The organism is Streptomyces sp. NRRL S-340 (assembly GCF_000720185.1).
GTDB lineage: Bacteria > Actinomycetota > Actinomycetes > Streptomycetales > Streptomycetaceae > Streptomyces.
This window is the reverse complement of sequence record NZ_JOIY01000051.1, coordinates 1-25,511: the sequence shown is the minus strand read 5'-3', so window position 1 is coordinate 25,511 and position 25,511 is coordinate 1. Positions and strand designations below refer to the sequence as shown.

At 72.8% G+C, this 25,511-nt stretch carries 25 protein-coding genes and 1 pseudogene; 8 read left to right on the top strand and 18 right to left on the bottom strand.

All coding sequences use genetic code 11. The annotated features are described in order from the left end of the window. The first annotated feature begins 102 nt into the window (after nucleotides 1-102). Both IG64_RS31555 and IG64_RS31550 read left to right on the top strand, forming a co-directional pair. Complete coding sequence (locus IG64_RS31555; RefSeq protein WP_037862423.1) at nucleotides 103-861, top strand: DUF4232 domain-containing protein; 759 nt, start codon at nucleotides 103-105, stop codon at nucleotides 859-861. 242 nt (nucleotides 862-1,103) lie between these two features. Next, entirely contained in the window at nucleotides 1,104-1,325 is a 222-nt protein-coding gene (locus IG64_RS31550; RefSeq protein ID WP_037862421.1) for a hypothetical protein, read from the top strand. On the opposite strand, the gene hemB is transcribed toward IG64_RS31550, so the two are convergent. Together hemB and IG64_RS31540 are read right to left on the bottom strand one after the other, a co-directional pair. Then, complete coding sequence (gene hemB / locus IG64_RS31545) at nucleotides 1,289-2,281, bottom strand: porphobilinogen synthase (protein WP_037862419.1); 993 nt, start codon at nucleotides 2,279-2,281, stop codon at nucleotides 1,289-1,291. The two genes, IG64_RS31550 and hemB, sit on opposite strands and share 37 nt — an antisense overlap. A gap of 430 nt (nucleotides 2,282-2,711) precedes the next feature. Continuing rightward, nucleotides 2,712-3,662 (bottom strand): annotated as a pseudogene (locus tag IG64_RS31540) (helix-turn-helix transcriptional regulator); the annotation flags it as partial. Nucleotides 3,663-3,732: 70 nt separating this feature from the next. Between IG64_RS31540 and IG64_RS31535 the strand changes: the two are divergent. Further along, nucleotides 3,733-4,122 (top strand): VOC family protein, encoded by a 390-nt coding sequence (locus IG64_RS31535; RefSeq protein WP_037862417.1) that lies wholly within the window; start codon nucleotides 3,733-3,735, stop codon nucleotides 4,120-4,122. An 18-nt stretch (nucleotides 4,123-4,140) separates the two neighbouring features. Here IG64_RS31535 and IG64_RS31530 read toward each other — a convergent pair whose 3' ends face one another. Further along, nucleotides 4,141-5,253 (bottom strand): hypothetical protein, encoded by a 1,113-nt coding sequence (locus tag IG64_RS31530; RefSeq protein WP_037862415.1) that lies wholly within the window; start codon nucleotides 5,251-5,253, stop codon nucleotides 4,141-4,143. Between the two features lie 242 nt (nucleotides 5,254-5,495). Then, the gene (locus tag IG64_RS31525) at nucleotides 5,496-5,960 is read right to left on the bottom strand and encodes an ATP-binding protein (RefSeq protein ID WP_037862472.1); all 465 of its coding nucleotides are present in this window, start codon (nucleotides 5,958-5,960) and stop codon (nucleotides 5,496-5,498) included. Between the two features lie 157 nt (nucleotides 5,961-6,117). Here IG64_RS31525 and IG64_RS31520 point away from each other — a divergent pair, with 157 nt between their 5' ends. Together IG64_RS31520 and IG64_RS31515 are read left to right on the top strand one after the other, a co-directional pair. Next, on the top strand, nucleotides 6,118-6,951 hold the full coding sequence (locus IG64_RS31520; protein ID WP_324609596.1) for a helix-turn-helix transcriptional regulator: 834 nt from the start codon (nucleotides 6,118-6,120) through the stop codon (nucleotides 6,949-6,951). Then, entirely contained in the window at nucleotides 6,948-7,196 is a 249-nt protein-coding gene (locus tag IG64_RS31515; protein ID WP_037862413.1) for a DUF397 domain-containing protein, read from the top strand. Before IG64_RS31520 ends, IG64_RS31515 begins: the two co-directional genes overlap by 4 nt. Nucleotides 7,197-7,277: 81 nt before the next feature. Here the strand turns inward: IG64_RS31515 and IG64_RS31510 are convergent, their stop codons facing one another. The 5 genes from IG64_RS31510 to IG64_RS31490 form a co-directional block, all read right to left on the bottom strand. Further along, nucleotides 7,278-8,987, bottom strand: a complete 1,710-nt coding sequence (locus IG64_RS31510; RefSeq protein ID WP_037862411.1) for a uroporphyrinogen-III synthase — start codon at nucleotides 8,985-8,987, stop codon at nucleotides 7,278-7,280. After that, on the bottom strand, nucleotides 8,984-9,970 hold the full coding sequence (gene hemC / locus IG64_RS31505; protein ID WP_037862410.1) for a hydroxymethylbilane synthase: 987 nt from the start codon (nucleotides 9,968-9,970) through the stop codon (nucleotides 8,984-8,986). Before hemC ends, IG64_RS31510 begins: the two co-directional genes overlap by 4 nt. Beyond that, nucleotides 9,967-11,742: a glutamyl-tRNA reductase gene (locus IG64_RS31500; RefSeq protein ID WP_037862407.1), complete on the bottom strand. Its 1,776-nt coding sequence runs from the start codon at nucleotides 11,740-11,742 to the stop codon at nucleotides 9,967-9,969. The genes hemC and IG64_RS31500 overlap by 4 nt, the downstream gene beginning before the upstream one ends. Then, entirely contained in the window at nucleotides 11,739-12,503 is a 765-nt protein-coding gene (locus IG64_RS31495) for a redox-sensing transcriptional repressor Rex (RefSeq protein ID WP_037862404.1), read from the bottom strand. The genes IG64_RS31500 and IG64_RS31495 overlap by 4 nt, the downstream gene beginning before the upstream one ends. A gap of 328 nt (nucleotides 12,504-12,831) precedes the next feature. After that, nucleotides 12,832-13,116: a glutaredoxin family protein gene (locus IG64_RS31490; RefSeq protein WP_107474413.1), complete on the bottom strand. Its 285-nt coding sequence runs from the start codon at nucleotides 13,114-13,116 to the stop codon at nucleotides 12,832-12,834. 277 nt (nucleotides 13,117-13,393) lie between these two features. Between IG64_RS31490 and IG64_RS31485 the strand changes: the two genes are divergently transcribed. The 3 genes from IG64_RS31485 to IG64_RS31475 all read left to right on the top strand — a co-directional run bounded on the left by IG64_RS31485 (nucleotide 13,394) and on the right by IG64_RS31475 (nucleotide 17,144). Next, nucleotides 13,394-14,320 carry an HAD family hydrolase gene (locus IG64_RS31485; RefSeq protein WP_037862400.1) on the top strand — a complete coding sequence of 309 codons (927 nt, stop codon included), beginning with the start codon at nucleotides 13,394-13,396 and terminating at the stop codon, nucleotides 14,318-14,320. Nucleotides 14,321-14,839: 519 nt separating this feature from the next. Beyond that, nucleotides 14,840-15,664, top strand: a complete 825-nt coding sequence (locus IG64_RS31480) for an ECF subfamily RNA polymerase sigma factor, BldN family (protein ID WP_037862396.1) — start codon at nucleotides 14,840-14,842, stop codon at nucleotides 15,662-15,664. A 235-nt stretch (nucleotides 15,665-15,899) separates the two neighbouring features. Beyond that, entirely contained in the window at nucleotides 15,900-17,144 is a 1,245-nt protein-coding gene (locus IG64_RS31475) for a DUF5667 domain-containing protein (protein ID WP_037862394.1), read from the top strand. Nucleotides 17,145-17,226: 82 nt separating this feature from the next. Here the strand turns inward: IG64_RS31475 and IG64_RS31470 are convergent, their stop codons facing one another. The 9 genes from IG64_RS31470 to IG64_RS31435 form a co-directional block, all read right to left on the bottom strand. Then, nucleotides 17,227-18,300 carry a lysophospholipid acyltransferase family protein gene (locus IG64_RS31470; RefSeq protein ID WP_037862391.1) on the bottom strand — a complete coding sequence of 358 codons (1,074 nt, stop codon included), beginning with the start codon at nucleotides 18,298-18,300 and terminating at the stop codon, nucleotides 17,227-17,229. Between the two features lie 14 nt (nucleotides 18,301-18,314). Continuing rightward, nucleotides 18,315-19,376, bottom strand: coding sequence for an NAD-dependent epimerase/dehydratase family protein (locus IG64_RS31465; protein ID WP_037862389.1), 1,062 nt, complete (start codon nucleotides 19,374-19,376; stop codon nucleotides 18,315-18,317). A 184-nt stretch (nucleotides 19,377-19,560) separates the two neighbouring features. After that, complete coding sequence (locus IG64_RS39605) at nucleotides 19,561-19,659, bottom strand: 30S ribosomal protein bS22 (protein WP_003948845.1); 99 nt, start codon at nucleotides 19,657-19,659, stop codon at nucleotides 19,561-19,563. Nucleotides 19,660-19,814: 155 nt separating this feature from the next. Next, nucleotides 19,815-20,027 carry a helix-turn-helix domain-containing protein gene (locus IG64_RS31460; RefSeq protein WP_158771693.1) on the bottom strand — a complete coding sequence of 71 codons (213 nt, stop codon included), beginning with the start codon at nucleotides 20,025-20,027 and terminating at the stop codon, nucleotides 19,815-19,817. 129 nt (nucleotides 20,028-20,156) lie between these two features. Beyond that, the gene (locus IG64_RS31455; protein ID WP_037862382.1) at nucleotides 20,157-20,972 is read right to left on the bottom strand and encodes a phosphatase; all 816 of its coding nucleotides are present in this window, start codon (nucleotides 20,970-20,972) and stop codon (nucleotides 20,157-20,159) included. A 414-nt stretch (nucleotides 20,973-21,386) separates the two neighbouring features. Beyond that, a complete protein-coding gene (locus tag IG64_RS31450) occupies nucleotides 21,387-22,559 on the bottom strand; it encodes an acetoin utilization protein AcuC (protein ID WP_037862380.1) in 1,173 nt (390 codons plus the stop codon). Beyond that, nucleotides 22,510-23,748: an MFS transporter gene (locus IG64_RS31445; protein WP_078884334.1), complete on the bottom strand. Its 1,239-nt coding sequence runs from the start codon at nucleotides 23,746-23,748 to the stop codon at nucleotides 22,510-22,512. The genes IG64_RS31450 and IG64_RS31445 overlap by 50 nt, the downstream gene beginning before the upstream one ends. Before the next feature lie 79 nt (nucleotides 23,749-23,827). Further along, nucleotides 23,828-24,634, bottom strand: coding sequence for a VC0807 family protein (locus IG64_RS31440; protein ID WP_051813550.1), 807 nt, complete (start codon nucleotides 24,632-24,634; stop codon nucleotides 23,828-23,830). Nucleotides 24,635-24,739: 105 nt separating this feature from the next. Continuing rightward, complete coding sequence (locus IG64_RS31435) at nucleotides 24,740-25,384, bottom strand: HAD family hydrolase (protein ID WP_037862375.1); 645 nt, start codon at nucleotides 25,382-25,384, stop codon at nucleotides 24,740-24,742. Nucleotides 25,385-25,511: the final 127 nt, after the last annotated feature.

Sequence of the window (25,511 nt, the reverse complement as noted above, 5' to 3'; positions counted from 1 at the left end):
CTCCCACAAGCTGTGGATCAGCCGAACACGGCGCTCCCGTCGGCCGCCTCCCCGGCGAAGGGCCGAGCGCCGTCCTCCACCACCGCGTACCAAGGAGTTCCCATGTCCCTGTCCCCCCGCACCCGCCGTCCCCGCCGCACCCGCCTGTTCACCGCCGCGGCCGTCGCCGCCGCCGCGCTGTCCCTGACCGCCTGCCAGGCCGGCGGCGACGACAGCGGCGCGGGTGCCGCGTCCTCCGCCGCCCCCGCGGGGTCCGTACAGAACGAGCAGCCGTCGGGCGCCGCCTCCGCCGACCCGCAGTCGCCCGCCGGGACGGGTTCGGGCGCCGGCTCGGGAGCGGGCGCCGGCTCGGGTTCGGGCTCCACCGCCGGGAAGGGCGGCTCCGTCAGCGGCGGCACCGCCAAGGGCGGCGGTTCCGGCAAGGGCTCGCAGGCCTCCGGCTCCTCCGACGCGTCCTCGGGCGAGCTGGCCAAGTGCGGCGCCAAGAGCCTGCGGCTCAAGGCCGCCGAGGTCTCCCGTCCCCTCAACCACCTGCTGCTGACCGCGACCAACACCGGTTCGAGGACCTGCATGCTGCCGATGTACCCGGCCACCCGGTTCGGCGAGGCGCAGTCGGTGCCGCCGACGGCCGAGGACACCAAGCCGCAGGCGCTGACCACGCTGGAGCCGGGGCAGTCCGGATACGCGGGCGTGCTGCTGTCGGGCGACGGCGGCCACGGCCACACCGTGCACACCCTGACGATCCCGTTCGACGACGGCTCCATCGCCACGGTGCGACTGCCCGCCCAGGGCGTCTTCGTCGACGACAAGCTGACGGTGTCGTACTGGGAGAGCACCATGGCACCGGCCGTGGACTTCTGACGCGCCGGATGCGGACGTCTGGTTCCGCGTCCCGTACCGCATCCCACAGGGACGCCGTTGCCGCAGGTCACAGGGGGTTGTGGCGGTCCGGCGTCCCGCATCGGCGGCCGGGTGTGGCGCGAGAGCGCCCCCGCGGACCACGCTGGACCCGACCACCCGCGCCCGCCGCCGTACCGCGCCGCGCCGCCTTCGCTGTCCCGCACCGCAAGAACCGCTCGTGCCCGCTTCCAGGGGGATCTCCCATGTCCGCACGCCCCACCCGTGCCCGTCTCCGCGTCCGGCTGCTCGCCGCGACGGCGCTCGTGATCACCGCCTCCGCGGCCCTGACGGGCTGCAACGACGGTGAGGGCGTACGCGACGAGGGGCCGTCCACGGACTCGGCGTCGCTGGGGCGGCCGTGTGCGACGGCCGCCGACCAGCCGGACGCTCAGCGCAGCTTCTGCGCGACCTCGACCGCCCAGTAGGTGAGGATGTTGCGCGCCCCGGCCCGCTTGATGCCGGTGAGGCTCTCCAGGATGGCCCGGTCCCGGTCCACCCAGCCCTTCTCGGCGGCGGCCTCGATCATCGAGTACTCGCCGGAGATCTGGTACGCGGCGACCGGCACGTCCACGGCGTCGGCGACCCGGGCGAGGATGTCGAGGTAGGGGCCGGCCGGCTTGACCATCACCATGTCGGCGCCCTCCTCCAGGTCGAGGGCCAGCTCGCGCAGCGACTCCCGCAGGTTGGCGGGGTCCTGCTGGTAGGTCTTGCGGTCACCCTGGAGCGAGGAACCGACGGCCTCGCGGAAGGGCCCGTAGAAGGCGGAGGAGTACTTCACGGTGTAGGCGAGGATCGCGACGTCCTCGCGGCCGATCTGGTCCAGCGCGTCGCGCACCACACCGATCTGGCCGTCCATCATCCCGCTGGGACCCACGACGTGGGCGCCCGCGTCGGCCTGGACCTGCGCCATCTCGGCGTACCGCTCCAGCGTGGCGTCGTTGTCCACCCGGCCCTCGGCGTCGAGGACCCCGCAGTGGCCGTGATCGGTGAACTCGTCCAGGCACAGGTCGGACATGACGAGCAGGTCGTCGCCGACCTCGGCCCGTACGTCCCGCAGGGCGACCTGGAGGATGCCGTCCGGGTCGGTCCCGGCGGTGCCGAGGGCGTCCTTCTTGGCCTCCTCCGGCACCCCGAAGAGCATGATCCCGGAGATCCCGGCCTCCACGGCCTGGGCCGCGGCCTTCTTCAGGCTGTCCCGCGTGTGCTGCACGACACCGGGCATGGCCGCGATGGGCACGGGCTCGCCGACGCCCTCGCGCACGAAGGCGGGCAGGATCAGGTCCGCCGGGTGCAGCCGGGTCTCGGCGACCATGCGGCGCATGGCGGGGGTGGTGCGCAGCCGACGAGGACGCGTACCAGGGAAGGATCCGTACTTCGTCATGACCTCTACGCTACGCCCGCCCCGGACGCCCTTTTGCCGACGCGGTGTCGACCGCCTGCCCGCCGCCCCCGCCCCGCTCCCCCGCCCGCCGCGGACCGCCTGGGCAGGCGGCGTCGGAGCGCTGCGCGGGCGGGTCGTCCCCGTGGGGGCGGTGCGCTCCGGACGGGACTTCGCCCCCGCCGGCGCGCTGCGCACCGGCCGAGCACGCCTCCCCGACAGCGCGCTGCGCGCCGGGCGGGTGCTCGTCCCCACGAGGGCTGTGCATACCGGCCAAGTACGCGTCCTCGTCGGCCCGGTGCGCGTCGGGCGGGTGCTCGCCCCCGCGGGGGCTGTGCGTACCGGCCGAACACGCATCCCCGTCAGCGCGCTGCGCGCCGGGCGGGTGCTCGTCCCCGTCCGCCCGGTGTGCACCGGGCAGGTGCTCCTCCCCGTCGGCGTTGGCGGCGAGGAGTTCGCGGGTGTGCCGTACCAGGGCCTCGCGTACGGCCGCCGGGGCCAGCACCCGCAGCGGTACGGCCAGCCCGAGCAGGTACCGGGCGAGCCCGTCGGCGTCGGGGCCCCCGACGTCCACGACCGTGGCGTCGGGGCCGTCCGGGCGGTGCGTGCCGACCGTCGCCGGGATCAGCCGCAGCGCCTCTTCCCCGGACAGCGGGAGCCGGACCGTCGCGGTCAGCGGGTAGGGGCCGTTCGCGGTGGAACGGGAGACGAGCCCGGCCGGGTCGGGCGGGTCGGCGGGCGCCACCGGCTGCCCGGTCGGCTGGACGTGCTCGACCCGGTCGGCGCGGAAGGTGCGCCACTGGTCCCGTGCCACGTCCCGGGCGACGAAGTACCAGCGGCGCCCGGTGTGGACGAGCCGGTAGGGGTCGACGTCCCGGACGGTGGCCCGTCCCTGCCCGTCCCGGTAGGCCAGCCGCGCCCGCTCGCCCCGGCGGCACGCGGCGGCCAGTTCCAGCAGCATCCCGGAGGTGATCTGCGGCTCGCTGGCCCGGGGCGTGTGCACGAACGCGGCGTCCATCTCCTCCAGCCGCTCGGCGATCCGCCGCGGCAGCACCTGCCGCAGCTTCAGCAGCGCCGACAGCGCGGCCTGGTCACCGCCGAGCGCCCCGCTCAGCGCCGCCTCGCGCAGCCCGACGGCCACGGCCAGGGCCTCCTCGTCGTCGAGGATCAGCGGCGGCACCCGGGACCCGGCCCGCAGCCGGTAGCCGCCCCACGGCCCCGGCTCGGAGTCGACGACGTAACCGATCTCCCGGAGCCTGGCGACGTCCCGCCGCACCGTGCGCTCGGTGACCCCGGTCCGCTCGGCCAGCTCGGCGCAGGTCCATGAGGGGCGGGCGGCCAGCACGGAGACCAGTCGCAGCAGCCGGGCGGACGCACTGATCACGCCGGAAGTGTTCCACAGTCCTCGCACATCCAGGACCGGAACTGTCCTGGTCCCGTCCTACGGTCTTTGCATGAGCACCGAGAACAGCACCTCCGCACCCGCCTACCGCTACGCCGCCGTCACCTTCGACTGCGCCGACCCCGCCGAACTGGGCCGTTTCTACGGCGAGATGCTCGGCCTGCCCGTCGCCTTCTCCACCGACGACTTCGTCTTCCTCGCCAAGGACGGCACCCCGGGCCTCGGCTTCAACCGCATCGCCGACTACCGCCGCCCCACCTGGCCCGACCCCGCCCAGGGGAAGCAGGCCCACCTGGAGATCGGCGTCGACGACCTGGACGCCGCCGAGTCCCACCTGCTCACCCTCGGCGCCACCAAGCCCGCCGACCAGCCCTCCCCCGACCGCTGGCGGGTCCTGCTGGACCCGGCCGGGCACCCGTTCTGCATCACGACGCTGGTCTGAGTCCCTGCGCCCCGCGACTCACGCGGGGCACAGGGCGCCGCCCACCCCGGCCTGCTCCGCCCGGCAGTCCCGGCAGCGGCCGGGGGCGGGCGCCCGGAAGACCCGCTCGCAACCGTCGCAGTCCTGCAGGGGATGCGGACGCCGGGGCCCCTCCGCGTGCGTCGTCGCACCGGCCGGGAGCGCCGGGACGACGGGAAGCCGCGGCGGCAGCAGTTCGCGCAGGCGGTAGGCCAGGACACCCGCCGGGTGGTTCATCTCGGCGGGCAGACCGCTCACCAGGGCCCGGCGGATGTCGACTAGGGGGACACCCCTGTCCAGCCAGTCGACGACTCCCGGGACCAGAGCGTTCACGTCGCGGAGGGAGAGGACGAGCCGGCCGTCGGCACGGCGCAGCCCGGCGAGCAGCGTGACGGCCTTGTCGTAGCGCTCGTCATCGCTCCGGTCGCGGGTTCCCGGGCCGTTCGGCGGCAACGGCCTCACAGGCGTCGACGGCCGAGGCCGCCCGGGCACGGACCGCTGCCGGGGCACTCCGGGAACCGCCACGCCTTCGCGAACGGCCCCGCCTTCGCCGACCACCCCGCCTTCCCGTACCGGCCCGCCGTCCGGCACCGCTTCCGCCTGCCGGACGGCTGGATCATCCTCCTGGGACGTGTCCGTGCCCTGCGCAGGCGTCCCGTGCGTTCGCTTGGGCGCGCGGGCGTGCGGCACGACCGGACGGGCGGCCGCCTGCGGCGGCACCGGCGGGGGCACGGCTGCCCGCTGGGCTGCGGCGGGCGTGTGGTGGGCGTACGTCCGCGTGACCAGACGACCCGCCGCCGTGTGCTCCCGGACCCGCTCCAGGTAGCCGTGCGCCTCCAGCTCGCGCAGCGCGGAGGCGATCCGGTCGCGTCCCTCGGGGAAGCGCTCGGTGAGGCTGCGGATGTCGACCGGGGTGCCCTCGGGCACCGACATGATGTGCGTCGCCAGCCCGATCGCGGTCAGCGACAACTCGCGGTGCTGCGCGAGGTGGTTGCCGACGACGACGTACTGGCCGGACTGGTACGTGCGTACGTGGGTGACCCCGGTGGGGGTGGTACTTGCCCGAACCTCGTGATTCGGACGCGGGGCAGCACTAGGCTTCTTCACAGCCATGGGGAAGGGTTCGCTTCCTCGTTGGTCAGGCCCTCGCACTGGGATGGCAGTCCCGGCGGGGGCCGACGTATGTGTGGGTTGTCTGAGCCGAGACTGCCCGCCTGACCAGCCGCCGCGCCACCCACACCGACCGATTTCACCCACCCGGGTGACCTACGCCGGGTTTGGTTTGGTTGGTTGGTTATTTCCCTGGGTTCTTTGGTCTTTTTACGTCCCGAAGCCCCGGCGGCCGCCTCACCGGATCACGTGTTCCCCGGCGCCGGTGGAAGGCGGCCCGGCGAACCGGCGAGATCGAACTCGGCCCACACGGTCTTGCACGGGAACGGCCCTTCCCGTACGCCCCACCGGTCGGCCAACTCCTCGACGAGCAGCAGCCCGTAACCGGACTCGGCGGGTTGTGCGACTGCCATGGCACGCTCGGGGACCGGGAGCCGGTCACCCCGGGCGTCGGTCACCTCGACGCGCAGCACCCTGGGCGCGAGGAGGGAGAGACCGAGCCGGAAACTCCGCCCGGGAACCTTGCCGTGCAGTACGGCGTTCGCCGCGAGTTCGGCGACCACGAGCCGCGCCGGGTCCAATGGGACTCCCCACGCGTCCAGCCGCTCGGCCGCGAGCAGCCGGGCGAGACGGGCGCCGCGGCGCGTGGCGGAGAGCGGCACGGAGAAGTGGTGCAACGACGTGTGCGCTGCGGCGATCTGCTGATTCACGTCACTCAGCGTGTTCACGCCTGCGTACTCTGTGAAGACAGATGCCCCGTGCGGCCGGTGGCTGTCCGGGAGGTGTCCGGTTCCGTCCGGGCTGCCCGGGATAACGGCGTGCGGAGGCGGCGGGTTGGACGGGGAAGGGTGCGGTGGGAGGGCAGACGTGAACGACAGTGACATGAGCCCGGATGACGAGGAAGCCAGCGCGGTCGTGCGGGCCGTCGCACGGCAACTGAAGCTCTGGCGCGAGTCCGCCGGCCTCACCCAGGCGGAGTTCGGTGCGGCCATCGGGTACGGCGAGGAACTGGTCTCTTCTGTGGAGCGGGGACGAAGGATTCCCCGGCCGGAGTACCTGGAGGCGGCGGACCGAGTGCTGAACGCGGGCGGCCGGGTCGCGGCGATGACGCGAGACTTGGCGGAGGTCAGGTATCCGAAGAAGGTGCGGGACGTCCGCCGCCTGGAGGTCGAGGCCGTACAGATCTGTTCGTACAACAACTCGGTTGTGGACGGCCTACTCCAGACCGAGGACTATGCGCGGGCCGTCTTCTGCTCGCGCCGACCCCCTTTCACGGATGAGGAGTTGGAGCGGCAGCTGACTGCGCGCCTGGCCCGTCAGGAGATCATCGACAGCGCAACCGCCAAACCGCTGTTCAGCTTCGTGCTGTGCGAGGCCACGCTGCGGCGACCGATCGGGGGCAGGGTGGTCATGCGTGCGCAGCTTGAACGGCTCTTGGATGTGGCCCGGCTACCCAACGTCGACCTACAGGTGCTTCCCCTGACCAGCGAGGAAAACTCGGGACTCGGCGGGCTCTTCCGGTTGCTCAAGCTCAAGGACGGGACAGCCGTGGGGCTCAGCGAAGCGCCGCTCGTCAGCCGGGTGTTCTGCGGTCCCAAGGAGACGACCGTCCTCGATGTGCGCTATGGGATCATCCGGGCACAGGCGCTCACGCCACGGGAGTCCCTGACCTTCATCGAGCAACTGCGGGGAGAAACATGAGCCTCAAACGCAGCTCTGAGCTGGAGTGGATAAAGAGCAGCTACAGCACCGACGACGGTCCATCCTGCGTCGAAGTGGCCTGGAGGAAGAGCAGCTACAGCACGTCCAGCGGCCCCGACTGCATCGAAGTAGCAGCCGTCCCCGATCACATCCTCGTCCGCGACTCCAAGAACCCCCGCGGCCCCCGCCTCGCCCTCACCCCCACCACCTGGGCGGCCTTCCTGCCGTACGCCTCCGGGCGCTGACGGAGTCCCCGAGGCACCACGCACGACGGCGGGGCGCGCCCCTGAAGGCACGCCCCGCCGTTCCGCTCACCCGTGGCGCCGCTACGTCGAGGACCGACGCCTCCGCGCCCCCGGACGCCGCTCGCTCGGCCGGGTCACCGGGTCGCCGGCCTCCAGGGCGGCGGCCCTGCGGCGCAGGCCGAAGTCGGCGAGGGCCTCGGCCAGCTTGAGGACGGACGGCTCGGGGGCCATCACGTCGACCCGCAGGCCGTGCTCCTCCGCCGTCTTGGCCGTCGCCGGGCCGATGCAGGCGATCACCGTGACGTTGTGCGGCTTGCCCGCGATGCCTACCAGGTTGCGCACCGTCGAGGACGAGGTGAAGAGCACCGCGTCGAAACCGCCGCCCTTGATCGCCTCACGCGTCTCCGCCGGCGGCGGCGAGGCGCGGACCGTGCGGTAGGCCGTGACGTCGTCGACCTCCCAGCCCAGCTCGATCAGCCCGGCGACCAGCGTCTCCGTGGCGATGTCGGCGCGCGGCAGGAAGACACGGTCGATCGGGTCGAAGACCGGGTCGTAGGGCGGCCAGTCCTCCAGCAGGCCGGCGGCCGACTGCTCGCCGCTCGGGACCAGGTCGGGCTTCACGCCGAAGGCGATCAGCGCCTTGGCGGTCTGCTCGCCGACCGCCGCGACCTTGATGCCGGCGAAGGCACGGGCGTCGAGACCGTACTCCTCGAACTTCTCGCGGACCGCCTTGACCGCGTTGACGGAGGTGAAGGCGATCCACTCGTAGCGTCCGGTGACCAGGCCCTTGACCGCGCGCTCCATCTGCTGCGGGGTGCGCGGCGGCTCCACGGCGATGGTGGGCACCTCGTGCGGGACGGCACCGTAGGAGCGCAGCCGGTCGGAGAGCGACACGGCCTGCTCCTTGGTGCGCGGCACGAGGACCTTCCAGCCGAACAGCGGCTTGGACTCGAACCACGACAGCTGGTCGCGCCGCGCCGCGGCGGCGCTGCGCTCACCGACCACGGCTATCACCGGCCGGCCGCCGTCCGGAGACGGCAGGACCTTGGCCTGCTTGAGGGTCTGCGCGACCGTGCCGAGGGTGGCGGTCCAGGTCCGCTGGCGGGTGGTCGTACCGGCGACGGTCACCGTCATCGGGGTGTCCGGCTTGCGGCCGGCCGTGACGAGTTCACCGGCCGTGGCGGCCACCGAGTCCAGGGTCGTCGACACGACGACCGTGCCGTCGGAGGCGCCGACCTCCGTCCAGCAGCGGTCGGACGCCGTACGGGCGTCGACGAACCGCACGTCGGTGCCCTCGGCGTCGCGCAGCGGGACACCGGCGTACGCGGGCACACCGACGGCGCTCGCGATGCCGGGGACGACCTCGAAGGGGACCCCCGCGTCGGCGCACGCGAGCATCTCGGCGGCGGCGTCCGTGTCGAGTCCCGGGTCACCGGTCACCGCACGGACGACCCGCCTGCCGCCCCGCGCGGCCTCCATGACAAGATGTGCGGCATCCCGCACCGCGGGGGCCCCGACGGTGGCTGACGTGCTGTCAACCACTGTGAGCTGAGGTGCGCCCGTGCCCGGAACGGCGTCCGGCGAGGAGCCGGAGGCCGTGTCCACGACGGTCACGCCCTGCCGGGCGTGCGTGCGGACGACGTCGAGCACCTCGTGCTCGGCGACGAGGACGTCCGCGTTCGCCAGCGCCTCCACGGCGCGCAGTGTGAGCAGTCCCGGATCTCCGGGTCCGGCACCGAGGAAGGTGACGTGCCCGTGTTCAGGACCGGCGGGAAGGGTGGTGGGGCTCAATGTGCTCGCTCCCCCATCAGACCGGCCGCGCCCTGGGCGAGCATCTCGGTGGCGAGTTCGCGACCGAACGCCATCGCATCGTCGTGCGTGTGGGGCACGGGACCGGTGGTGGACAGCTGCACCAGCGTGGTGCCGTCGGTCGTGCCGACGACGGCCCGCAGGCGCATTTCCTTGACAGTCTGCCCGTCGGCCAGGAGGTCGGCCAAAGCACCCACAGGGGCGCTGCAACCGGCCTCCAGGGCGGCGAGCAGTGACCGCTCGGCCGTCACGGCGGCCCGCGTGAGCGGGTCGTCGAGCCGGGCGAGCGCGGCGATCAGCTCAGTGTCCTGGGCGGTGGTCCCCGCCCTGCACTCGATCGCCAGAGCCCCCTGGCCGGGGGCGGGCAGAACCGTGTCGACCGACAGGAAGTCGGTCACCTCGTCGCTGCGGCCGATCCGGTTCAGTCCGGCCGCGGCCAGGACCACCGCGTCCAGCTCACCGCTGCGGACGAAGCCGATGCGGGTGTCGACGTTGCCCCGGATCGGGACCGTCTCGATGTCCAGTCCGTGGGCGCGGGCGTACGCGTTCAGCTGGGCCATGCGGCGCGGGGCGCCGGTGCCGATGCGTGCCACCCCCGTCGGGGACGACGCGGCGAGGTCGGTGACCTTCAGCGCATCGCGGGCCACGACCACGTCGCGCGGGTCCTCGCGCTCGGGTATCGCGGCCAGGACCAGGTCCTCGGGCTGCGTGGTGGGCAGGTCCTTGAGCGAATGAACCGCGAAGTCCACCTCACCCCGCAGCAGCGCCTCGCGCAGCGCCGCGACGAACACGCCCGTGCCGCCGATCTGCGCCAGGTGCTCGCGGGAGACGTCGCCGTACGTGGTGATCTCGACCAGCTCGACGGGCCGTCCGGTCACCCGGCTCACGGCGTCCGCCACCTGCCCGGACTGGGCCATGGCGAGCTTGCTGCGCCTGGTCCCGAGTCTCAGTGCCTTGTTACTCATGCCGGCCCTCGGTTCTTGCCGTTCTTCTCGGAGTCTTCGTCGGCCCGGGAGACGGAGGCCACCGTCTCCGGGTCGAGGTCGAACAGGGTGCGCAGCGCGTCGGCGTACCCGGCGCCGCCGGGTTCGGCCGCGAGCTGCTTGACCCGCACGGTCGGGGCGTGCAGCAGCTTGTCCACGACGCGCCGCACGGTCTGGGTGATCTCCGCGCGGTGCTTGTCGTCGAGGCCGGGCAGCCGCCCTTCGAGGCGGGCGATCTCGCTGGCCACGACGTCGGCGGCCATGGTGCGCAGGGCGACGACGGTCGGCGTGATGTGCGCCGCCCGCTGGGCCGCCCCGAAGGCCCCGACCTCGTCGGAGACGATACGGCGGACCTGGTCGACGTCGGCCGCCATCGGCGCGTCGGCCGAGGCCTCGGCGAGCGACTCGATGTCCACCAGGCGCGCCCCGGCCAGCCGGTGCACGGCCGCGTCCACGTCGCGGGGCATGGCCAGGTCGAGGACGAAGAGGACCGGTTCGGGGCGCGGGAGCACGGCGACCGGCTCGGGCTTGCGCAGTTCGGGGACGCGGCCGACGGTGGCGGCGGTCGCCGCGAGCGCGGTGATCAGCTCGGCGTCCGCGCCGGCCTCCGCCTGCGCGTCACGCGCGCGGCCCCGCTCCAGCAGGGAGGTGCCGCCGTCGACCCAGGCCCCGTGCTGCTCCAGGGTGGCCGCGTCGATACCGGCGACCGCGGACTCGCCGAGCAGGGAGAAGCCCGGCTCCACACCGGCCAGTTGCTCCACGGTGGCCAGGTCGAGCGGGCAGCCCTCCTCGGCACCGGCGGCGGTCGGCTGCGTCGTCTCGCGCGGGCCCGGCTCCACCGCGGCTGCCGTACGGCTCCCCGCGGGCTCCGGGGCCGTGCGGCCGCCGTCCGGCCGGGCGACGGGCTCGGCCGTACGGCCCTCGACCGCGGCGGCGACCGCCTCGGCCGTCAGGACGAGTCCCGTCGCGCCGGTGCAGGAGACGGCGATGTCTGCACGTGTCAGCTCGACCGGTACCGCGTCCATCGGTACCGCGCGGGCCGGCACGTGCGTGTCGTCGCCCTCGGTGAGGATCCGCGCGAGGCGCTCGGCGCGCTCCCGGGTGCGGTTGGCGATGACGATCTCGCCGACACCGGCGCGTGCCAGCGTGGCGGCGGCCAGCGACGACATCGAACCGGCGCCGATGACCAGGGCCTTCTTGCCGCGCGCCCAGTCGGTGACGGCCGTGCCCGCGGACAGCTGCTCCAGGCCGAAGGTGACCAGGGACTGCCCGGCGCGGTCGATGCCGGTCTCGGAGTGCGCCCGCTTGCCGACCCTCAGCGCCTGCTGGAACAGGTCGTTCAGCAGGCGTCCCGCGGTGTGCAGTTCCTGCGCGCGGGCGAGCGAGTCCTTTATCTGGCCGAGGATCTGGCCCTCGCCGACGACCATCGAGTCCAGGCCGCAGGCCACCGAGAACAGGTGGTGGACGGCACGGTCCTCGTAGTGCACGTAAAGATGGGGAGTGAGTTCCTCCAGGCCGACCCCGCTGTGCTGGGCGAGCAGCGTGGACAGCTCGGCGACCCCGGCGTGGAACTTGTCCACGTCGGCGTACAGCTCGATGCGGTTGCAGGTGGCCAGGACCGCGGCCTCGGTGGCGGGCTCCGCGGCGACGGTGTCCTGGAGCAGCTTGACCCGGTCGTCCGCGTTCAGGGAGGCGCGCTCCAGGACGCTGACGGGGGCGCTGCGGTGACTGAGTCCGACGACGAGAAGGCTCATGCCGGCATCACGGCGGGGACGTCCCCGTCGGGTCCCTGGTCGGCGGAGTGCTTCCGGGCGGCAGCGGCGGCGGGCACCGCGCCCTCGGCGGCGGCCTCCTCGCCGGCCTTGCGCTGCTCGTGGAAGGCCAGGATCTGCAGTTCGATGGAGAGGTCGACCTTGCGCACGTCGACGCCCTCGGGGACGTTCAGCACGGTCGGCGCGAAGTTCAGGATGGAGCTGACGCCCGCGGCGACGAGCCGGTCGCAGACCTGCTGGGCGGCGCCCGCGGGCGTCGCGATGACGCCGATCGAGACGCCGTTGTCCCGGATGATCGCCTCCAGCTCGTCGGTGTGCTGGACCGGGATCCCGGCGACCGGCTTCCCGGCCATCGCGGGGTCGGCGTCGATGAGCGCGGCGACGCGGAAGCCGCGGGAGGCGAACCCGCCGTAGTTGGCGAGCGCGGCGCCGAGGTTTCCGATGCCGACGATCACAACCGGCCAGTCCTGGGTGAGCCCCAGTTCACGGGAGATCTGGTAGACGAGATACTCGACGTCGTAGCCGACACCACGGGTCCCGTAGGAGCCGAGGTAGGAGAAGTCCTTGCGCAGCTTGGCGGAGTTGACTCCCGCAGCCGCCGCCAGTTCCTCGGAGGAAACCGTCGGGACCGAGCGCTCCGACAGTGCGGTCAGGGCTCGGAGGTACAGCGGAAGCCGGGCGACGGTGGCCTCGGGAATCCCTCGGCTACGGGTCGCCGGTCGGTGAGTTCGGCCAGTTGCCACGGTGCTCCTGCGGGTAGAGCGGGGCTGTGGGCGGTCATACGTTCCCGGACCGCCCCGTCGACAGCAGGCTATGTCTTTGTGAACGCGTGCACAAAGATGGTGTCCGATTTGCCCGGCCAACGTGACCGGGGTCACGCGCCCCCGGCGTGAACATGCGGAACCGACGCACCCGCGTCCGCGTTCCTTACTCGTTGGGGGCAAAACCGCACACGCTCCTTCACGATCACCGCCCCCGAGACCAAGTCGCCGTCGATCCTAAGCGACTTTCGGCCACTTTGTACCCGCCGGTCAGTTCGCGGCCGGCCTCTCGGGCCCGCTGATGCGCGGCTCAGCCGGCCAGCGCGCGGCGCAGCCGCTCCTCGTTCACCCGCCAGAAGGTGTGCTGCTCCCCGTCGATCAGGACGACGGGGATCTGCTCCCAGTACCGGTCGTGCAGCCGCGGGTCCTCGGTGATGTCCTTCTGCTCCCAGCGGACACCGAGATCCGCGCACACCTTCTCGACGACCTCCTGCGCGTCGTCGCACAGATGACAGCCGGGCTTGCGGACGAGGGTCACCAGCCGGTCCTGGGGAGCGGGGGGCCTGCGGCGGAAGAGCGGACTCATGCCGGACATTGTCGCCCCGGCGGCGCCCCCGCTTCCAGGACCGCCCCGCCCGGCCGTCCGGCCCTCCCCCGGCTCCGAGGCCGTCCTGCCGCGCGCCCTCCGGCGGCTCCCCGCCGCGGATCCCCCGGCGGCCCCGCCGCCGCCCCCGCGGCCATCCCGCCGCCCTCCTCCGGGCCGTCCCGGGGCGGCCCTCGGCGGTCCCCTTCACGGCGCCGTCGCGCAGAGTTCACGGCGCCCGAACCTCGCGGCTGAGGAACCCCCGAACAGACTGGCTATGCTCACAGCCATGGCCGCTCTCGGATGGCTCACCCCCCGTAGGCGCTCCGCCACCGCGCGGAGCGTGCTGGCAGGCGAGGCCTCGGCGGAGGCAGCGCGCAAGTCCTCCCAGGAGGCACAGGCCCCGGCGCCCGCCCCGGCGGAACCGGAGTTCCCCGTGCACGGCGACGACCGCGCCGCCGCCTTCTTCGACCTGGACAACACCGTGATGCAGGGCGCCGCGCTGTTCCACTTCGGCCGGGGCCTGTACAAACGGAAGTTCTTCGAGACCCGCGACCTCGCCCGGTTCGCCTGGCAGCAGGCCTGGTTCCGGCTGGCCGGCGTCGAGGACCCCGAACACATGCAGGAGGCCCGCGACTCGGCACTGTCCATCGTCAAGGGCCACCGCGTCTCCGAGCTGCAGTCCATCGGCGAGGAGATCTACGACGAGTACATGGCCGAGCGCATCTGGCCGGGCACCCGGGCCCTGGCCCAGGCACACCTCGACGCCGGCCAGAAAGTGTGGCTGGTCACCGCGGCCCCGGTGGAGATCGCCCAGGTCATCGCCCGCCGGCTGGGCCTGACCGGCGCGCTCGGCACGGTGGCCGAGTCGGTCGCCGGCGTCTACACCGGCCGCCTGGTCGGCGAACCGCTGCACGGCCCGGCGAAGGCCGAGGCGGTCCGCGCCCTGGCGGCGGCGGAGGGCCTGGACCTGTCCCGCTGCGCCGCCTACAGCGACTCGCACAACGACATCCCCATGCTGTCGCTGGTCGGCCACCCCTACGCCATCAACCCCGACGCCAAGCTCCGCCGACACGCCCGGGAGAAGGACTGGCGCCTGCGCGACTACCGCACCGGCCGCAAGGCGGCGAAGGTCGGCATCCCCGCCGCGGCGGGCGTCGGCGCGGTCGCGGGCGGCACCGCCGCGGCGATCGCCCTGCACCGGCGCCGCCGCTGACCTCCGGCGCGCGCCCCGCGGGCCCGGACCCGGCCCGCAGCGGCCCCGCAGTCGGCCGCCGGACCCGAACCGGTCCCCGCGCCCAGCCACCGGACCCGGCCACCCGGCCGCCGTCGTCCCTGACCGCGCACCCCCGGCGCCGGGCGGCCGCACACCACCGGTCACGGAAAACACAGTGACACCACCGGTCACAGTCGCTCCGCGCAGCCGGATTCCGGTCAAACGACCGAACGCCCCCATGTACCGCGCCGGCCTTACCCGTTGGCGGTACACCGCCACAACACGCCCCTGTCCTACCCCGATCACGAACCAGAACGATCAGCAAACGGTCACTCTGCGACACACGAACGGTCATCAACCGGTTACCGAAACGACGTAATCGGTGATTTGAGCAACTCGGTGTAGCAGGGCCTGTACGAAGCGTTATTCTCCTCAGACGCAATCCGGCACCCCTCCGTCGCTACGACGGGTGAATGGTTCCGCACTGCACGTGATGCAAGCTCTGCCTCTGGGAGTCCCGTGTACCCACACGTCGGGGTTGACGCCTCGGGCCTGGCTACGCTCCGCGCAACGGTCCTCGACCTGCTGCGCACCATCGTCCCCACCGCGTACCCCGGCCCCGCCTTCGCCACCGCCGCGCCGCTCGGCCCGTGCTACGCGCTGGCCGACGGCATGGAGCAGGGGCCCGCGCGCAGCGCCGTCGTCGAGGGGCGGCGTTCCGGCGACGGGCGGACGGCCGGCAGACGCGCGCGCTCCGCCCCGGCGGCCACCGTCCGCCGCCCCGCCGCGGACAGCGACAGCGCCCGGATGATGGACCTCGTCGAACGCGCCCAGGCCGGCGAGGCCGACGCCTTCGGCCGCCTCTACGACCAGTACAGCGACACCGTGTACCGGTACATCTACTACCGCGTGGGCGGCAAGGCGACCGCCGAGGACCTCACCAGCGAGACCTTTCTGCGGGCCCTGCGCCGCATCGGCACCTTCACCTGGCAGGGCCGCGACTTCGGCGCCTGGCTGGTCACCATCGCCCGCAACCTCGTCGCCGACCACTTCAAGTCCAGCCGCTTCCGGCTGGAGGTCACCACCGGCGAGATGCTCGACGCCAACGAGGTCGAGCGCTCCCCCGAGGACTCCGTCCTGGAGTCGCTGTCCAACGCCGCCCTGCTGGACGCCGTACGACGGCTCAACCCCCAGCAGCAGGAGTGCGTCACGCTCCGCTTCCTCCAGGGCCTCTCGGTCGCCGAGACCGCCCGGGTGATGGGCAAGAACGAGGGCGCGATCAAGACCCTCCAGTACCGGGCGGTGCGCACCCTGGCCCGGCTGCTCCCCGACGACGCCCGCTGAGACCGCCCACCCTGAGCGACATTCAACTCACCCTCCGTCGCGGCGCGTTGACTTCTCCACCGGATCCCGGAACGTCCGTAACCGAAGTGCCGGGGCGCTCGTTGTGCGGGATACAGGCTCCCTGTGGTCATGCCTTGGCCCACGCTGATCACCCGATCGGGTGGTCCGGTCGTGGGCGTGCAACCCCGCAGGACCCCCGTGGAGTCGACCGTCATGACGAGAGGAGGTGCCGCCAGTGATCGCGAACGTATCGGCGCACCGGCGGGCGAACGCCTTCGCCCAGGCCCTGGAGGAGCTGTCCGACCGGGGCCCGGCGGCCGAGCAGTCCGAGGGACCGGAACCGGACCCGGCGGCGGACCAGACCGAGCAGGGGCGCTTGACGGCCCTCGCCACCGGTCTCGGCGCGCTGCCCAGGCCGGAGCTGGACCCCGAGGTCAAGGCCGTCCAGCGGGCCCAGCTGGTGGCCGCCATGGAGGCCATGCTGCAGGAGGGCACCGCGGCGGGCGAGGCGAGTGAGCTGTCGGTGCCCGGTCAGCGGGGCCACCGGGGCAAGGGCGCGCACCGGGCGAGCGGCCTGGGGAAACTGCGGCCGCGCACACGCCTGACCAAGGGCCTTGCCGCGGGCGGGCTCAGCGTCGGGGTGGCCGCGAGCGCCTTCGGCGGAGTGGCAGCCGCCAGCTCCGACGCCCTCCCCGGTGACTCGCTGTACGGCCTCAAGCGCGGCATCGAGGACTTCAAGCTCAACTACCTGACCGACGGGGCCGACGACCAGGGACAGGCCTACCTGGACCTCGCCTCGATGCGGCTGAGCGAGGCCAGGCGGCTGCTGGAGCGGGGCCGCGGTGGCCACCTGGACCACGAGTCCCTCGGTGAGATCCGCCGCACCCTGTCCGGGATGCAGCACGACGCCACCGAGGGCCACCGCCTGCTGCACGAGGCGTACGAGCGCGACCCGGAGTCCCTGGGCCCCATCCAGGCGCTCTCCGCCTTCTCCAAGTCCCACCGCGACGCCTGGGGCGCGCTGCGCGAGAAGCTGCCCGTGCAGCTCGGGGACGTCAGCGACCAGGTCTCCTCGGTGTTCGACGCCATAGACCAGGAGGTCGCCCCGCTCCAGTCGCTGCTGCCCCAGCCCGCCGCCCCCGCCGACGGCGGCGGACGGCACCGGAAGGCACCGGCGTCACCGTCCGGCCCCACCGGTTCCGCCGGCCGCTCCGCCCCGCCCAGCACCGGCAGCGGCAGTCCCTCGGGCGCTCACGGGCCCGGCAGCGGCAGCCCCACGGCGTCGGCGGGCAGCGGCAGCGAGAGCGGTGACGGTCTGCTCGGCGGCACCACCGGCGGTCTGCTCGACCCGCCGCAGTCCAGCGGCAGCGCCTCCCCGTCCGCCGGCAAGTCGCCCGGCAGCGACCCCGACGTCACGATCCCGCCCCTCCTCCCGGGTCTCCTGCCCGGCCTGGGCATCGACGGCGAGGACGCCAAGTAGCACCCGCCCCGCAGCAGTACGGCGGCCAGGGCGCCCCTCCCGGGGGGCGCCCTCGTCCCGGGCGGGCGCCCCGGGGCACATCTCAGAAGAACACCGACCGCCGCTGCACCAGGAGCTTGTACAGCGTGTGCTGGATCTGTTCGCGGACCTGGTCGGTGAGGTTGAACATCAGCATCGGGTCCTCGGCCGCCTCCGGCGGATAGCCGTCCGTCGGGATCGGCTCACCGAACTGGATCGTCCACTTCGTCGGCAGGGGCACCGCACCCAGCGGCCCCAGCCAGGGGAAGGTCGGCGTCAGCGGGAAGTACGGGAAGCCGAGGAGCCGCGCCAGCGTCTTGGCGTTGCCGAGCATCGGGTAGATCTCCTCCGCCCCGACGATCGAGCACGGAATGATCGGCACTCCCTGGCGCAGCGCCGTGGAGACGAAACCGCCGCGCCCGAAGCGCTGGAGCTTGTAGCGCTCGCTGAAGGGCTTCCCGATGCCCTTGAAGCCCTCCGGCATCACCCCGACCAGCTCCCCCTGGCCCAGCAGCCGTTCGGCGTCCTCCGCGCACGCCAGGGTGTGGCCCAGCTTGCGGGCCAGCTCGTTGACCACGGGCAGCACGAAGACGAGGTCGGCCGCGAGGAGCCGCAGGTGCCGGCCGGCCGGGTGGTGGTCGTGCACCGCCACCTGCATCATCAGCCCGTCCAGCGGCAACGTGCCCGAGTGGTTGGCGACGAGCAGCGCGCCGCCCGTCTTGGGGATGTTCTCGATCCCCTTCACCTCGACCCGGAAGTACTTCTCGTACACCGGCCGCAGCAGGGACATCAGGACCTGGTCGGTCAGCTCGGCGTCGTAGCCGAAGTCGTCGACCTCGTACTCCCCGGTGAGGCGCCGGCGCAGGAACGCCAGGCCGCCGGCGACCCGCCGCTCCAAGCCGCCGGCGCCCTCCTCGGCGCCCCGCGGCGGCTGCGGCGGGCGCTCCTGTTCGGGCTCACCGCTCTCGGCACCCTCGTCCTGCGCCGCCGCGCCCGTCGGCAGCGGCTGGACCTCCCTGACCACCGCGGCGTCGCCGCCGGAACGCCGGCTGCCCGTGCTCCGGCGCCGCGACGGCCGCGCTCCGCCGCTCCCTCGGGAACGGTCGTCGTCGAACGGAATGACCTTGGCGTCCGCCATCGTTGCTGCGCTCCTCAGTTGGCGCTCGGCGTCGGGGGGTGGCCGCCGCCCTGTCGGGACAGCGCGGCGATCCGGTCGACGGCCCCCGCGAGGGCCTCGGGCGGCAGCAGTCCGGGGCCGCGGCTGCGGGCGAAGTCCGCGAAGGTCTCGGCGGTCGTGTACCGGGGCGCGAATCCCAGCGTCCGGCGCATCTCGTCCGTGGCCACGACCCGGCCGTGGGTGAGCAGCCGGATCTGCTCGGGCGAGAAGTCCGTCATCCCCAGCGTACGCACCAGCGAGCCCGCCCAGGTGACCGCCGGCAGCAGCAGCGGCACGGTCGGGCGGCCCAGCCGGCGCGCGCACTGCGACAGCAGCAGCACACCGTCCCCGGCGATGTTGAAGGTGCCGCTGTTCAGCGTGCCCCGGCGGGCTTCGTGCGAGGCGATGCGCAACACCTCGATCACGTCGTCCTCGTGCACGAACTGCAGCCGCGGGTCGTAGCCGAAGACCGTCGGCAGCACCGGCAGCGCGAAGTACGAGGCGAGCGGCGTGTCCACGGTCGGCCCGAGGATGTTGGCGAACCTGAGCACGCACACGGCCACGTCGGGGCGGCGCCGCGCGAAGCCCCGCACGTACCCCTCGACCTCGACGGTGTCCTTGGCGAAGCCGCCGCTGGGCAGCGACTTGGCCGGGGTCGTCTCGGTGAACACCGCCGGGTCGCGGGGCGCGGAGCCGTAGACGTTGGTGCTGGACTTCACCACCAGCCGCCGGACGTTGGGGGACTTCTGACAGGCGCCCAGCAGCTGCATGGTGCCGATGACGTTGGTCTCCTTGACCGTGGCCCGGCTGCCGCCGCCGAGCGCGGTGCCGGTCACGTCCATGTGGACGACCGTGTCGGCGGCCGTCTCGGCCAGCACCCGCGCGAGGGTGGGCTGACGGATGTCCGCCTGGATGAAGTCGGCGCCGCCCAGATGGTGCTCGGGCGGGACCGCGTCCACGGCGACCACCCGGTCCACCTGCGGGTCACGCTGGATCCGCCGGACGAACCGGCCGGCGAGCCGGCGGGCCACTCCGGTCACGAGCACGATCTGTCCCAAGCTCAGCGCCTTCCTTCACGTCGCGTCCCGCGTTCCCCGTGTGCGGCCAACCTATCCTGGCCGGTGTCGCGCTGTGATGACCGCCGACTGCGCTGTGTGACGCGCGTGGCCCCCCACCGCACGGGTGGGGGGCCACGGACACGCTCTCGCGATGTCGCGCACTACACAGTGGCGACCGGCGTCACTACTTCTTGTTGCGACGCTGGACGCGGGTGCGCTTCAGCAGCTTGCGGTGCTTCTTCTTGGCCATCCGCTTGCGCCGCTTCTTGATAACAGAGCCCACGACTACCCTCGCTCACTTCTCATCACTCGGTGTTTGGGCGCCATGGGCCCACACGACCTACGAGGGGCTAGCCTACCCGCAGGAGCGGCGCACTTGTTAATCGGTGGGCCGGGAGGGACCCGGCGGTGCCCGGTACGGGTCCCCCTCCGCTGCCGTCAGGCGGTTTCCACCCCCACATAGCTCTCGCGAAGGTACTCGTGAACCGCTTGCTCCGGGACGCGGAAGGACCGCCCCACCCGGATCGCGGGCAGATGACCGCTGTGCACCAGCCGGTACACGGTCATCTTCGACACTCGCATCACCGAGGCGACCTCCGCCACGGTAAGGAACTGAACCTCGTTCAGAGGCCTCTGGTCAGCTGCAGCCATGACACACCTGCACCTTCCGCACTCGACGGCCACCGGCTTCCCCTTCCGGTGACTCTTCGTCGCTGCGTGCTCACTCCCCAGACTAGGGGCGGGTGGTGCGAGTGGGGAAGAGGTGCACGCATCACCGGACTAGGGCGACAGACGCGCTCGATTGAGCACGTAGCGGACCAGCGGACGGTAGTAGTCGGCTCGCACACCGTCATCAAGTGGAACGACGACGGACACGCGCCCCTCCGCCTGCCCGACGAACGGCGCCGGGTCGTCGGTGTCGGCCAGGCCCATGGCCTCGAACCCCAGCTGACCTGCCCCGCAGACCCAGCCGTGGTCCCCGATCACCAGCTCGGGCAGCGGGCCGCCGGCCTCCGCGGCCGCGTCGAGGGCCACCCGAACCGGGAGCGGCGAGTGCGTGTGTGCGCCGGGCTCACAACCGGGGCGTTCGGGGCCGGCGGACCGTACCAGGGCGACGCGGCGTACGTAGTCGAGGCGGTGCGTACGTAGACCGAACCGGGTCGTTATGTCGACACAGCGACCCTGCGCCGGGGTGAGGACAGTACATCCCGCCGCCGACAGGGCGTCCGCGAACGCGGCGTAGAAACCGAGCAGCCGGTGCGGGTGCCCGGTGCCGAGCAGCACCGCCGTGCGGCGCCGGGCGGCCAGGCCGAGCCGGTCCGCGAAGGCACCGAGGGCGGCCAGGGTCAGCTCCGGGTCAATCACATCATGGCCGAAGGTGTGCAGCGGATCGGCCGAAACGCCGCACTTCTCGGCCATCAACCCGATCAGTTCCCGCTGCCCCCAGGACCGTTCGGGGTCGATCCCGATCAGCGCCCGGGGGTCACCGGCCGCGAACAGCCGGTAGCTCCGCAGGCTCACCTCCCGCGTGGTGGCCACCACCCCGGCCAGTCCGGCGCGCACCAGGTGGGCGCGCAGTGCAGCGGTGCTCGACACGAAGCGATGGTGCCGGACACGCGGCGGGCACGTCCCGGGAACCGGGAGAACACCGCACGGTCGGCGTAACGCAGGCACGTCCGCCACGGGACGGCCGTTCCGCCGGGCAGCCCTTGCACCCCCGGCCGCCGCACGTCGGCCACCGGCCGCCGAACGTCGGCCACCGGCCGCCGAACGTCGGCGACCGGATGACGACCGCTGTTCGCCACCCGCCACCCGTCGACCGCCGACCGCTGTCGGAGCTGCGAACAAGACGGGAGTCCGGTCAGCCCGCGGCGCCCGGCGCGTGCGAGCGCAAGCCGCCGGAAGCTCCTCGCAGCGGAGTCACCGGGGCCTTTCGGCAACGCCGCGAGCGTGTGCGGGCCGGGCGTCACGAGCCGGGCGCCCGTTCTGTTCGCAGCTCTTGGCCGCCCGCTACGCGAGCAGGCCCCGCAGGGGGAACACCGCCCGTCGCGTCGCGCGGATCGCCTGGTCCAGCCGGTCCGCCGGGTCGTACCCCGCCTCCCAGTCGGCCCACGTCACCGGCCACCGGCCGTCCGTCATCCGCATCGGCCCCAACTGCCGCGTCCGTGCGTACACTTCCTGCCGCCAGCTCTCCGGGATCACCGTCTCCGGCTCCACCGGCCGCCCCGCCGCGATGCCCACCAGATGCGACCACGATCTGGGGACGACGTCCACCACCGCGTAACCGCCGCCGCCGAGTGCGACCCATCGCCCGTCGGCGTGCGCGTGCGCCAGTTCGTGGCAGGCCACCTGCACGGCCCGCTGCGCGTCCAGGGACACGGCCAGGTGCGCCAGCGGATCCTCGAAGTGGGTGTCGGCGCCGTGCTGCGTCACCAGGACCTGCGGCCGGAAGTCCGCGATCAGCTCCGGGACGATCGCGTGGAAGGCCCGCAGCCACCCCGCGTCCCCGGTGCCGGCGGGCAGCGCCACGTTCACCGCCGAGCCCTCCGCGCACTCGGCGCCCGTCTCCTGCGGCCAGCCGGTCTGCGGGAACAACGTCCGCGGATGCTCGTGCAGCGAGACCGTCAGCACCCGCGGGTCCTCCCAGAAAGCCGCCTGCACCCCGTCGCCGTGGTGCACGTCGACATCGACGTACGCGACCCGCTCGGCGCCGAGTTCGAGGAGCCGCGCGATGGCCAGCGCCGCGTCGTTGTACACGCAGAAGCCGGACGCCGCGCCCGGCATCGCGTGGTGCAGCCCGCCCGCGAAGTTCACCGCGTGCAGCGCCTCCCCGTGCCACACCGCCTCCGCCGCGCCCACCGACTGGCCGGCGATCAGCGCGGAGACGTCGTGCATCCCGGCGAAGGCGGGATCGTCCAGCGTGCCCAGGCCGTACGCACCGTCCGCGGACCCCGGATCCGCCGACGCCGACTTCACCGCCTCGATGTAGTCCAGCCGGTGCACGAGCCGCAGCGTCGACTCCCCGGCCGGCTTGGCCGCGACCAGCCGCACCTCGCGGTCCAGGCCCAGGGCGCCGACCAGCTTCCGGGTCAGGGCGAGGCGGACCGGGTCCATCGGATGGTCCCGGCCGAAGTCATACCCCGTTACTGCCTCGTCCCACATCAGCTGTGCGCGGCCGCTCATGCCCGCCACCGTATCGGTCCGCCCGCGGCGCGAACGACCTGGCGTACACCAGCGTCACCAGCACCAGGACCATCGGCACCAGCATCGCCCCGCGATAGCTCCACGCGTCGCCGAGCGCGCCCACCAGCGGTGAGCCGACCAGGAAACCCACGTAGTTGAAGATGTTCAGCCGTGCGATCGCCGCGTCCGACGCCCCCGGGAACAACCGCCCGGCCGCGGCGAAGGTCTGCGGCACCAGCACACACAGCCCGAGCCCCAGCAGCGTGAACCCGAGCATCCCCGCCCAGGCACCGGGCGCCCCGGCCACCACCGCGAATCCCAGCGCCGCCACCAGCGCGCCCAGCCGCACCACGGCCACCGCCCCGAACCGCCGTACCCCCACGTCCCCGATGGCCCGGCCCAGCAGCGTGGTCACCATGTAGACGTTGTACGGCACCGTCGCCAGCTGCTCCGAACTCCCCAGCGTGTCCTGGAGGTACTTGGCACTCCAGTTGGACACGGTCGAGTCGCCGATGTACGCGAAGGTCATCACCAGGCAGAGCGGCAGCAGCAGCCGGAACACGAGCGTGCCGGCCGCACCCCCGTCGCCGGCCCCCTCGGTCCCGGCCCCGGCGGTCCCGGCCCCGGCGGCCTTCCCGTCGACGTACCACAGGCTCCCCACGAGGGCCGCCGGCAGCAGCACCGCCACCACCGGCAGGTACGACACCCACAGCGCCAGGTGCCAGTGCGCCCCCGCCCAGGCCAGCGAGGCGCCGACGATCCCGCCCAGGCTGTAGGCGGCGTGGAAGCTGAGCATGATGCTGCGGCCGTAGGTCCGCTGCAGGCTCACCCCGAGCATGTTCATCGACGCGTCCAGCACGCCGACGGCGAGCCCGAACACGGCGAGTGCGGCGGCCATCGCCGCGATGCCGTGCCCGGCACCGGCGCCCAGCAGGGCCAGCAGCACCAGCGGCTGGGACCAGCGGAGCAGCCGGCTGGGGCGTATCCGCTTGACCAGTTGCTCGGTCGTCACACTGCCGACCCCGGCGAGGACGGGGACGGCGGCGAGGACGATGGGGAGCTGGGCGTCGGTGAGGCCGTAGTGGTCCTGGATCGCCGGGATGCGCGTCACCAGGAGGGCGAAAGCGGTGCCCTGAGCGAAGAAGCTGAACGCCAAAGAGGCCCTACCGCGCCGCAGCACATCTGTCATGGCGGCGAGCGTAGGGCCCGAGGCTACCTGTGGGTAGATCCGGTCAAAGATGAATTTCCTTCAGCTTCGCGCGGACGGTTCAGACGGCGACGGGGGTGGGGGCGGGAACCGCCGGGGCGGCAACCGTGGTGGCGGCGGCCGACGGGACCGCGGCGGTGGCGTGCTCCGGCTGCCCGGCCCCGGTCGCCCCGGCCTTCCCGGCCTCGACCTCGGCGGCCAGCATCCCCTCCATCGGACCGACGGCCGCCCCGCCGCTGACCACGAACGCGACGGCCATCGCGCCGACCATGATCACCGAGCCGAGCCAGACCATGGTGTCCACGGGCAGGGTGTACGCGCCCACGACCCGCGCCACGCACTCGGCCAGCAGCGCCACGCCCCAGACGGCGGAGAACACGCGTTCCTTGCCCCGGAAGGCCGCCGACCCGGCCGCGGTGCCGGACATCAGCCGCCCCCAGGCGGCTTCCCTGCCGGCGTCGCCCTTCACCAGGAAGGGCTTCATCCCCGCGGTCATCATCGGCTTGCCGAGCGCCACGGAGACCAGGATCCCGATGGCGACGGTGCTGCTCACCCCGCTGTCCTTGGCGAGCATCAACCGCGGGTCACCGGAGACGAAGCTCAGCAGCAGCGAGACGACGTTCACGAAGAGGATCAGAGTCGCCAGGGCGTTGGCCCGGCGCTCCCGGACCAGGCTCCACACCGTCCGCAGGGCCGGCGCCGCGCTGCTCCAGGCCAGCGCCGCGAAGGTGCTCATCCCGAGGGCATCCTTGAAGGCGTAGTACGAGCCGAGCGGCAGCGCCACGTCCAGGATCAGCGGCTTGAAGTTGTCCAGCACGCTCGGGTTCTCGGTGGTGTTCCGGCTCTGGTTCCCCGTCTTCTTCGTCATGCCCTCAGCTTCGCCGCCGAGGGGGGTCCGCCGACAGAAACGATCGTCCGGAGGTCCGCATGACAAATGTCAGCCCGGCGCCGGTGGCCCCGGTCATACGCCGGCTCATACCAGCAGGTCAGGCAAGTCCGCCATGTCACCGAAGAGTTGAGTGGCTCCGCTGAGCCGGCAGGCGGGCGTCATCGCGGTGAACCCGTACACGTCCATCCCGGCCGCCAGGGCGGCCCGCACGCCCAGCGGGGAGTCCTCGACCACCACGCACCGCTCCGGAGCGACCCCCATCCGCTCGGCCGCGTGGAGGAAGAGGTCCGGTGCAGGCTTGCCCCGTCCCACGTCCTGCGAGCTGAAGATCCGCGCGTCGTCGAACCACCGGTCGAGGCCCGTCGTGCGGTGCCCCACCCGGATCCGCTCATGGCTCCCCGACGAGGCGACACAGTACGGTGTCCCGTCCGCGGTCAGCTTCTCCAGGACGTCCACGACACCGGGCACCGGCTTCAGCTCCCGCTGGAACGCGGCGAAGACCCGGGCGTGGAAGACGTCGTCGAAGTCGTCGGGCAACCGCTGCCCCGTGCGCTCCAGCACGAAGTCGTGGACCCTGTGCATCGCCGCCCCCATGTAGTCCCGGAGGGAGTCCTCGTACGAGGTGGGGTGTCCCAGTTCGGTCAGATAGGCGGCGAGGAGACGGTTCGAGATCGGCTCGCTGTCGACGAGCACACCGTCGTTGTCGAAGAGGACGAGGTCATAGCGCATACCAAGGAGCCTAAACAGGTCCGGAAAAGCAGAAAACCCCGCACCGTGAGGTGCGGGGTTCTCCCTAAAATTTGTTCGGCGGTGTCCTACTCTCCCACAGGGTCCCCCCTGCAGTACCATCGGCGCT

Coding starts and splice junctions, on each gene's coding strand:
- IG64_RS31445 (WP_078884334.1), bottom strand. CDS start 23,748: ATGACAGATGTGCTGCGGCGCGGTAGGGCCTCTTTGGCGTTCAGCTTC.
- IG64_RS31485 (WP_037862400.1), top strand. CDS start 13,394: ATGGCCGCTCTCGGATGGCTCACCCCCCGTAGGCGCTCCGCCACCGCG.
- IG64_RS31450 (WP_037862380.1), bottom strand. CDS start 22,559: ATGAGCGGCCGCGCACAGCTGATGTGGGACGAGGCAGTAACGGGGTAT.
- hemB (WP_037862419.1), bottom strand. CDS start 2,281: ATGACGAAGTACGGATCCTTCCCTGGTACGCGTCCTCGTCGGCTGCGC.
- IG64_RS31550 (WP_037862421.1), top strand. CDS start 1,104: ATGTCCGCACGCCCCACCCGTGCCCGTCTCCGCGTCCGGCTGCTCGCC.
- IG64_RS31555 (WP_037862423.1), top strand. CDS start 103: ATGTCCCTGTCCCCCCGCACCCGCCGTCCCCGCCGCACCCGCCTGTTC.
- IG64_RS31470 (WP_037862391.1), bottom strand. CDS start 18,300: ATGGCGGACGCCAAGGTCATTCCGTTCGACGACGACCGTTCCCGAGGG.
- hemC (WP_037862410.1), bottom strand. CDS start 9,970: ATGAGTAACAAGGCACTGAGACTCGGGACCAGGCGCAGCAAGCTCGCC.
- IG64_RS31440 (WP_051813550.1), bottom strand. CDS start 24,634: ATGACGAAGAAGACGGGGAACCAGAGCCGGAACACCACCGAGAACCCG.
- IG64_RS31535 (WP_037862417.1), top strand. CDS start 3,733: ATGAGCACCGAGAACAGCACCTCCGCACCCGCCTACCGCTACGCCGCC.
- IG64_RS31435 (WP_037862375.1), bottom strand. CDS start 25,384: ATGCGCTATGACCTCGTCCTCTTCGACAACGACGGTGTGCTCGTCGAC.
- IG64_RS31515 (WP_037862413.1), top strand. CDS start 6,948: ATGAGCCTCAAACGCAGCTCTGAGCTGGAGTGGATAAAGAGCAGCTAC.
- IG64_RS31530 (WP_037862415.1), bottom strand. CDS start 5,253: ATGGCTGTGAAGAAGCCTAGTGCTGCCCCGCGTCCGAATCACGAGGTT.
- IG64_RS31460 (WP_158771693.1), bottom strand. CDS start 20,027: ATGGCTGCAGCTGACCAGAGGCCTCTGAACGAGGTTCAGTTCCTTACC.
- IG64_RS31500 (WP_037862407.1), bottom strand. CDS start 11,742: ATGAGCCTTCTCGTCGTCGGACTCAGTCACCGCAGCGCCCCCGTCAGC.
- IG64_RS31490 (WP_107474413.1), bottom strand. CDS start 13,116: ATGTCCGGCATGAGTCCGCTCTTCCGCCGCAGGCCCCCCGCTCCCCAG.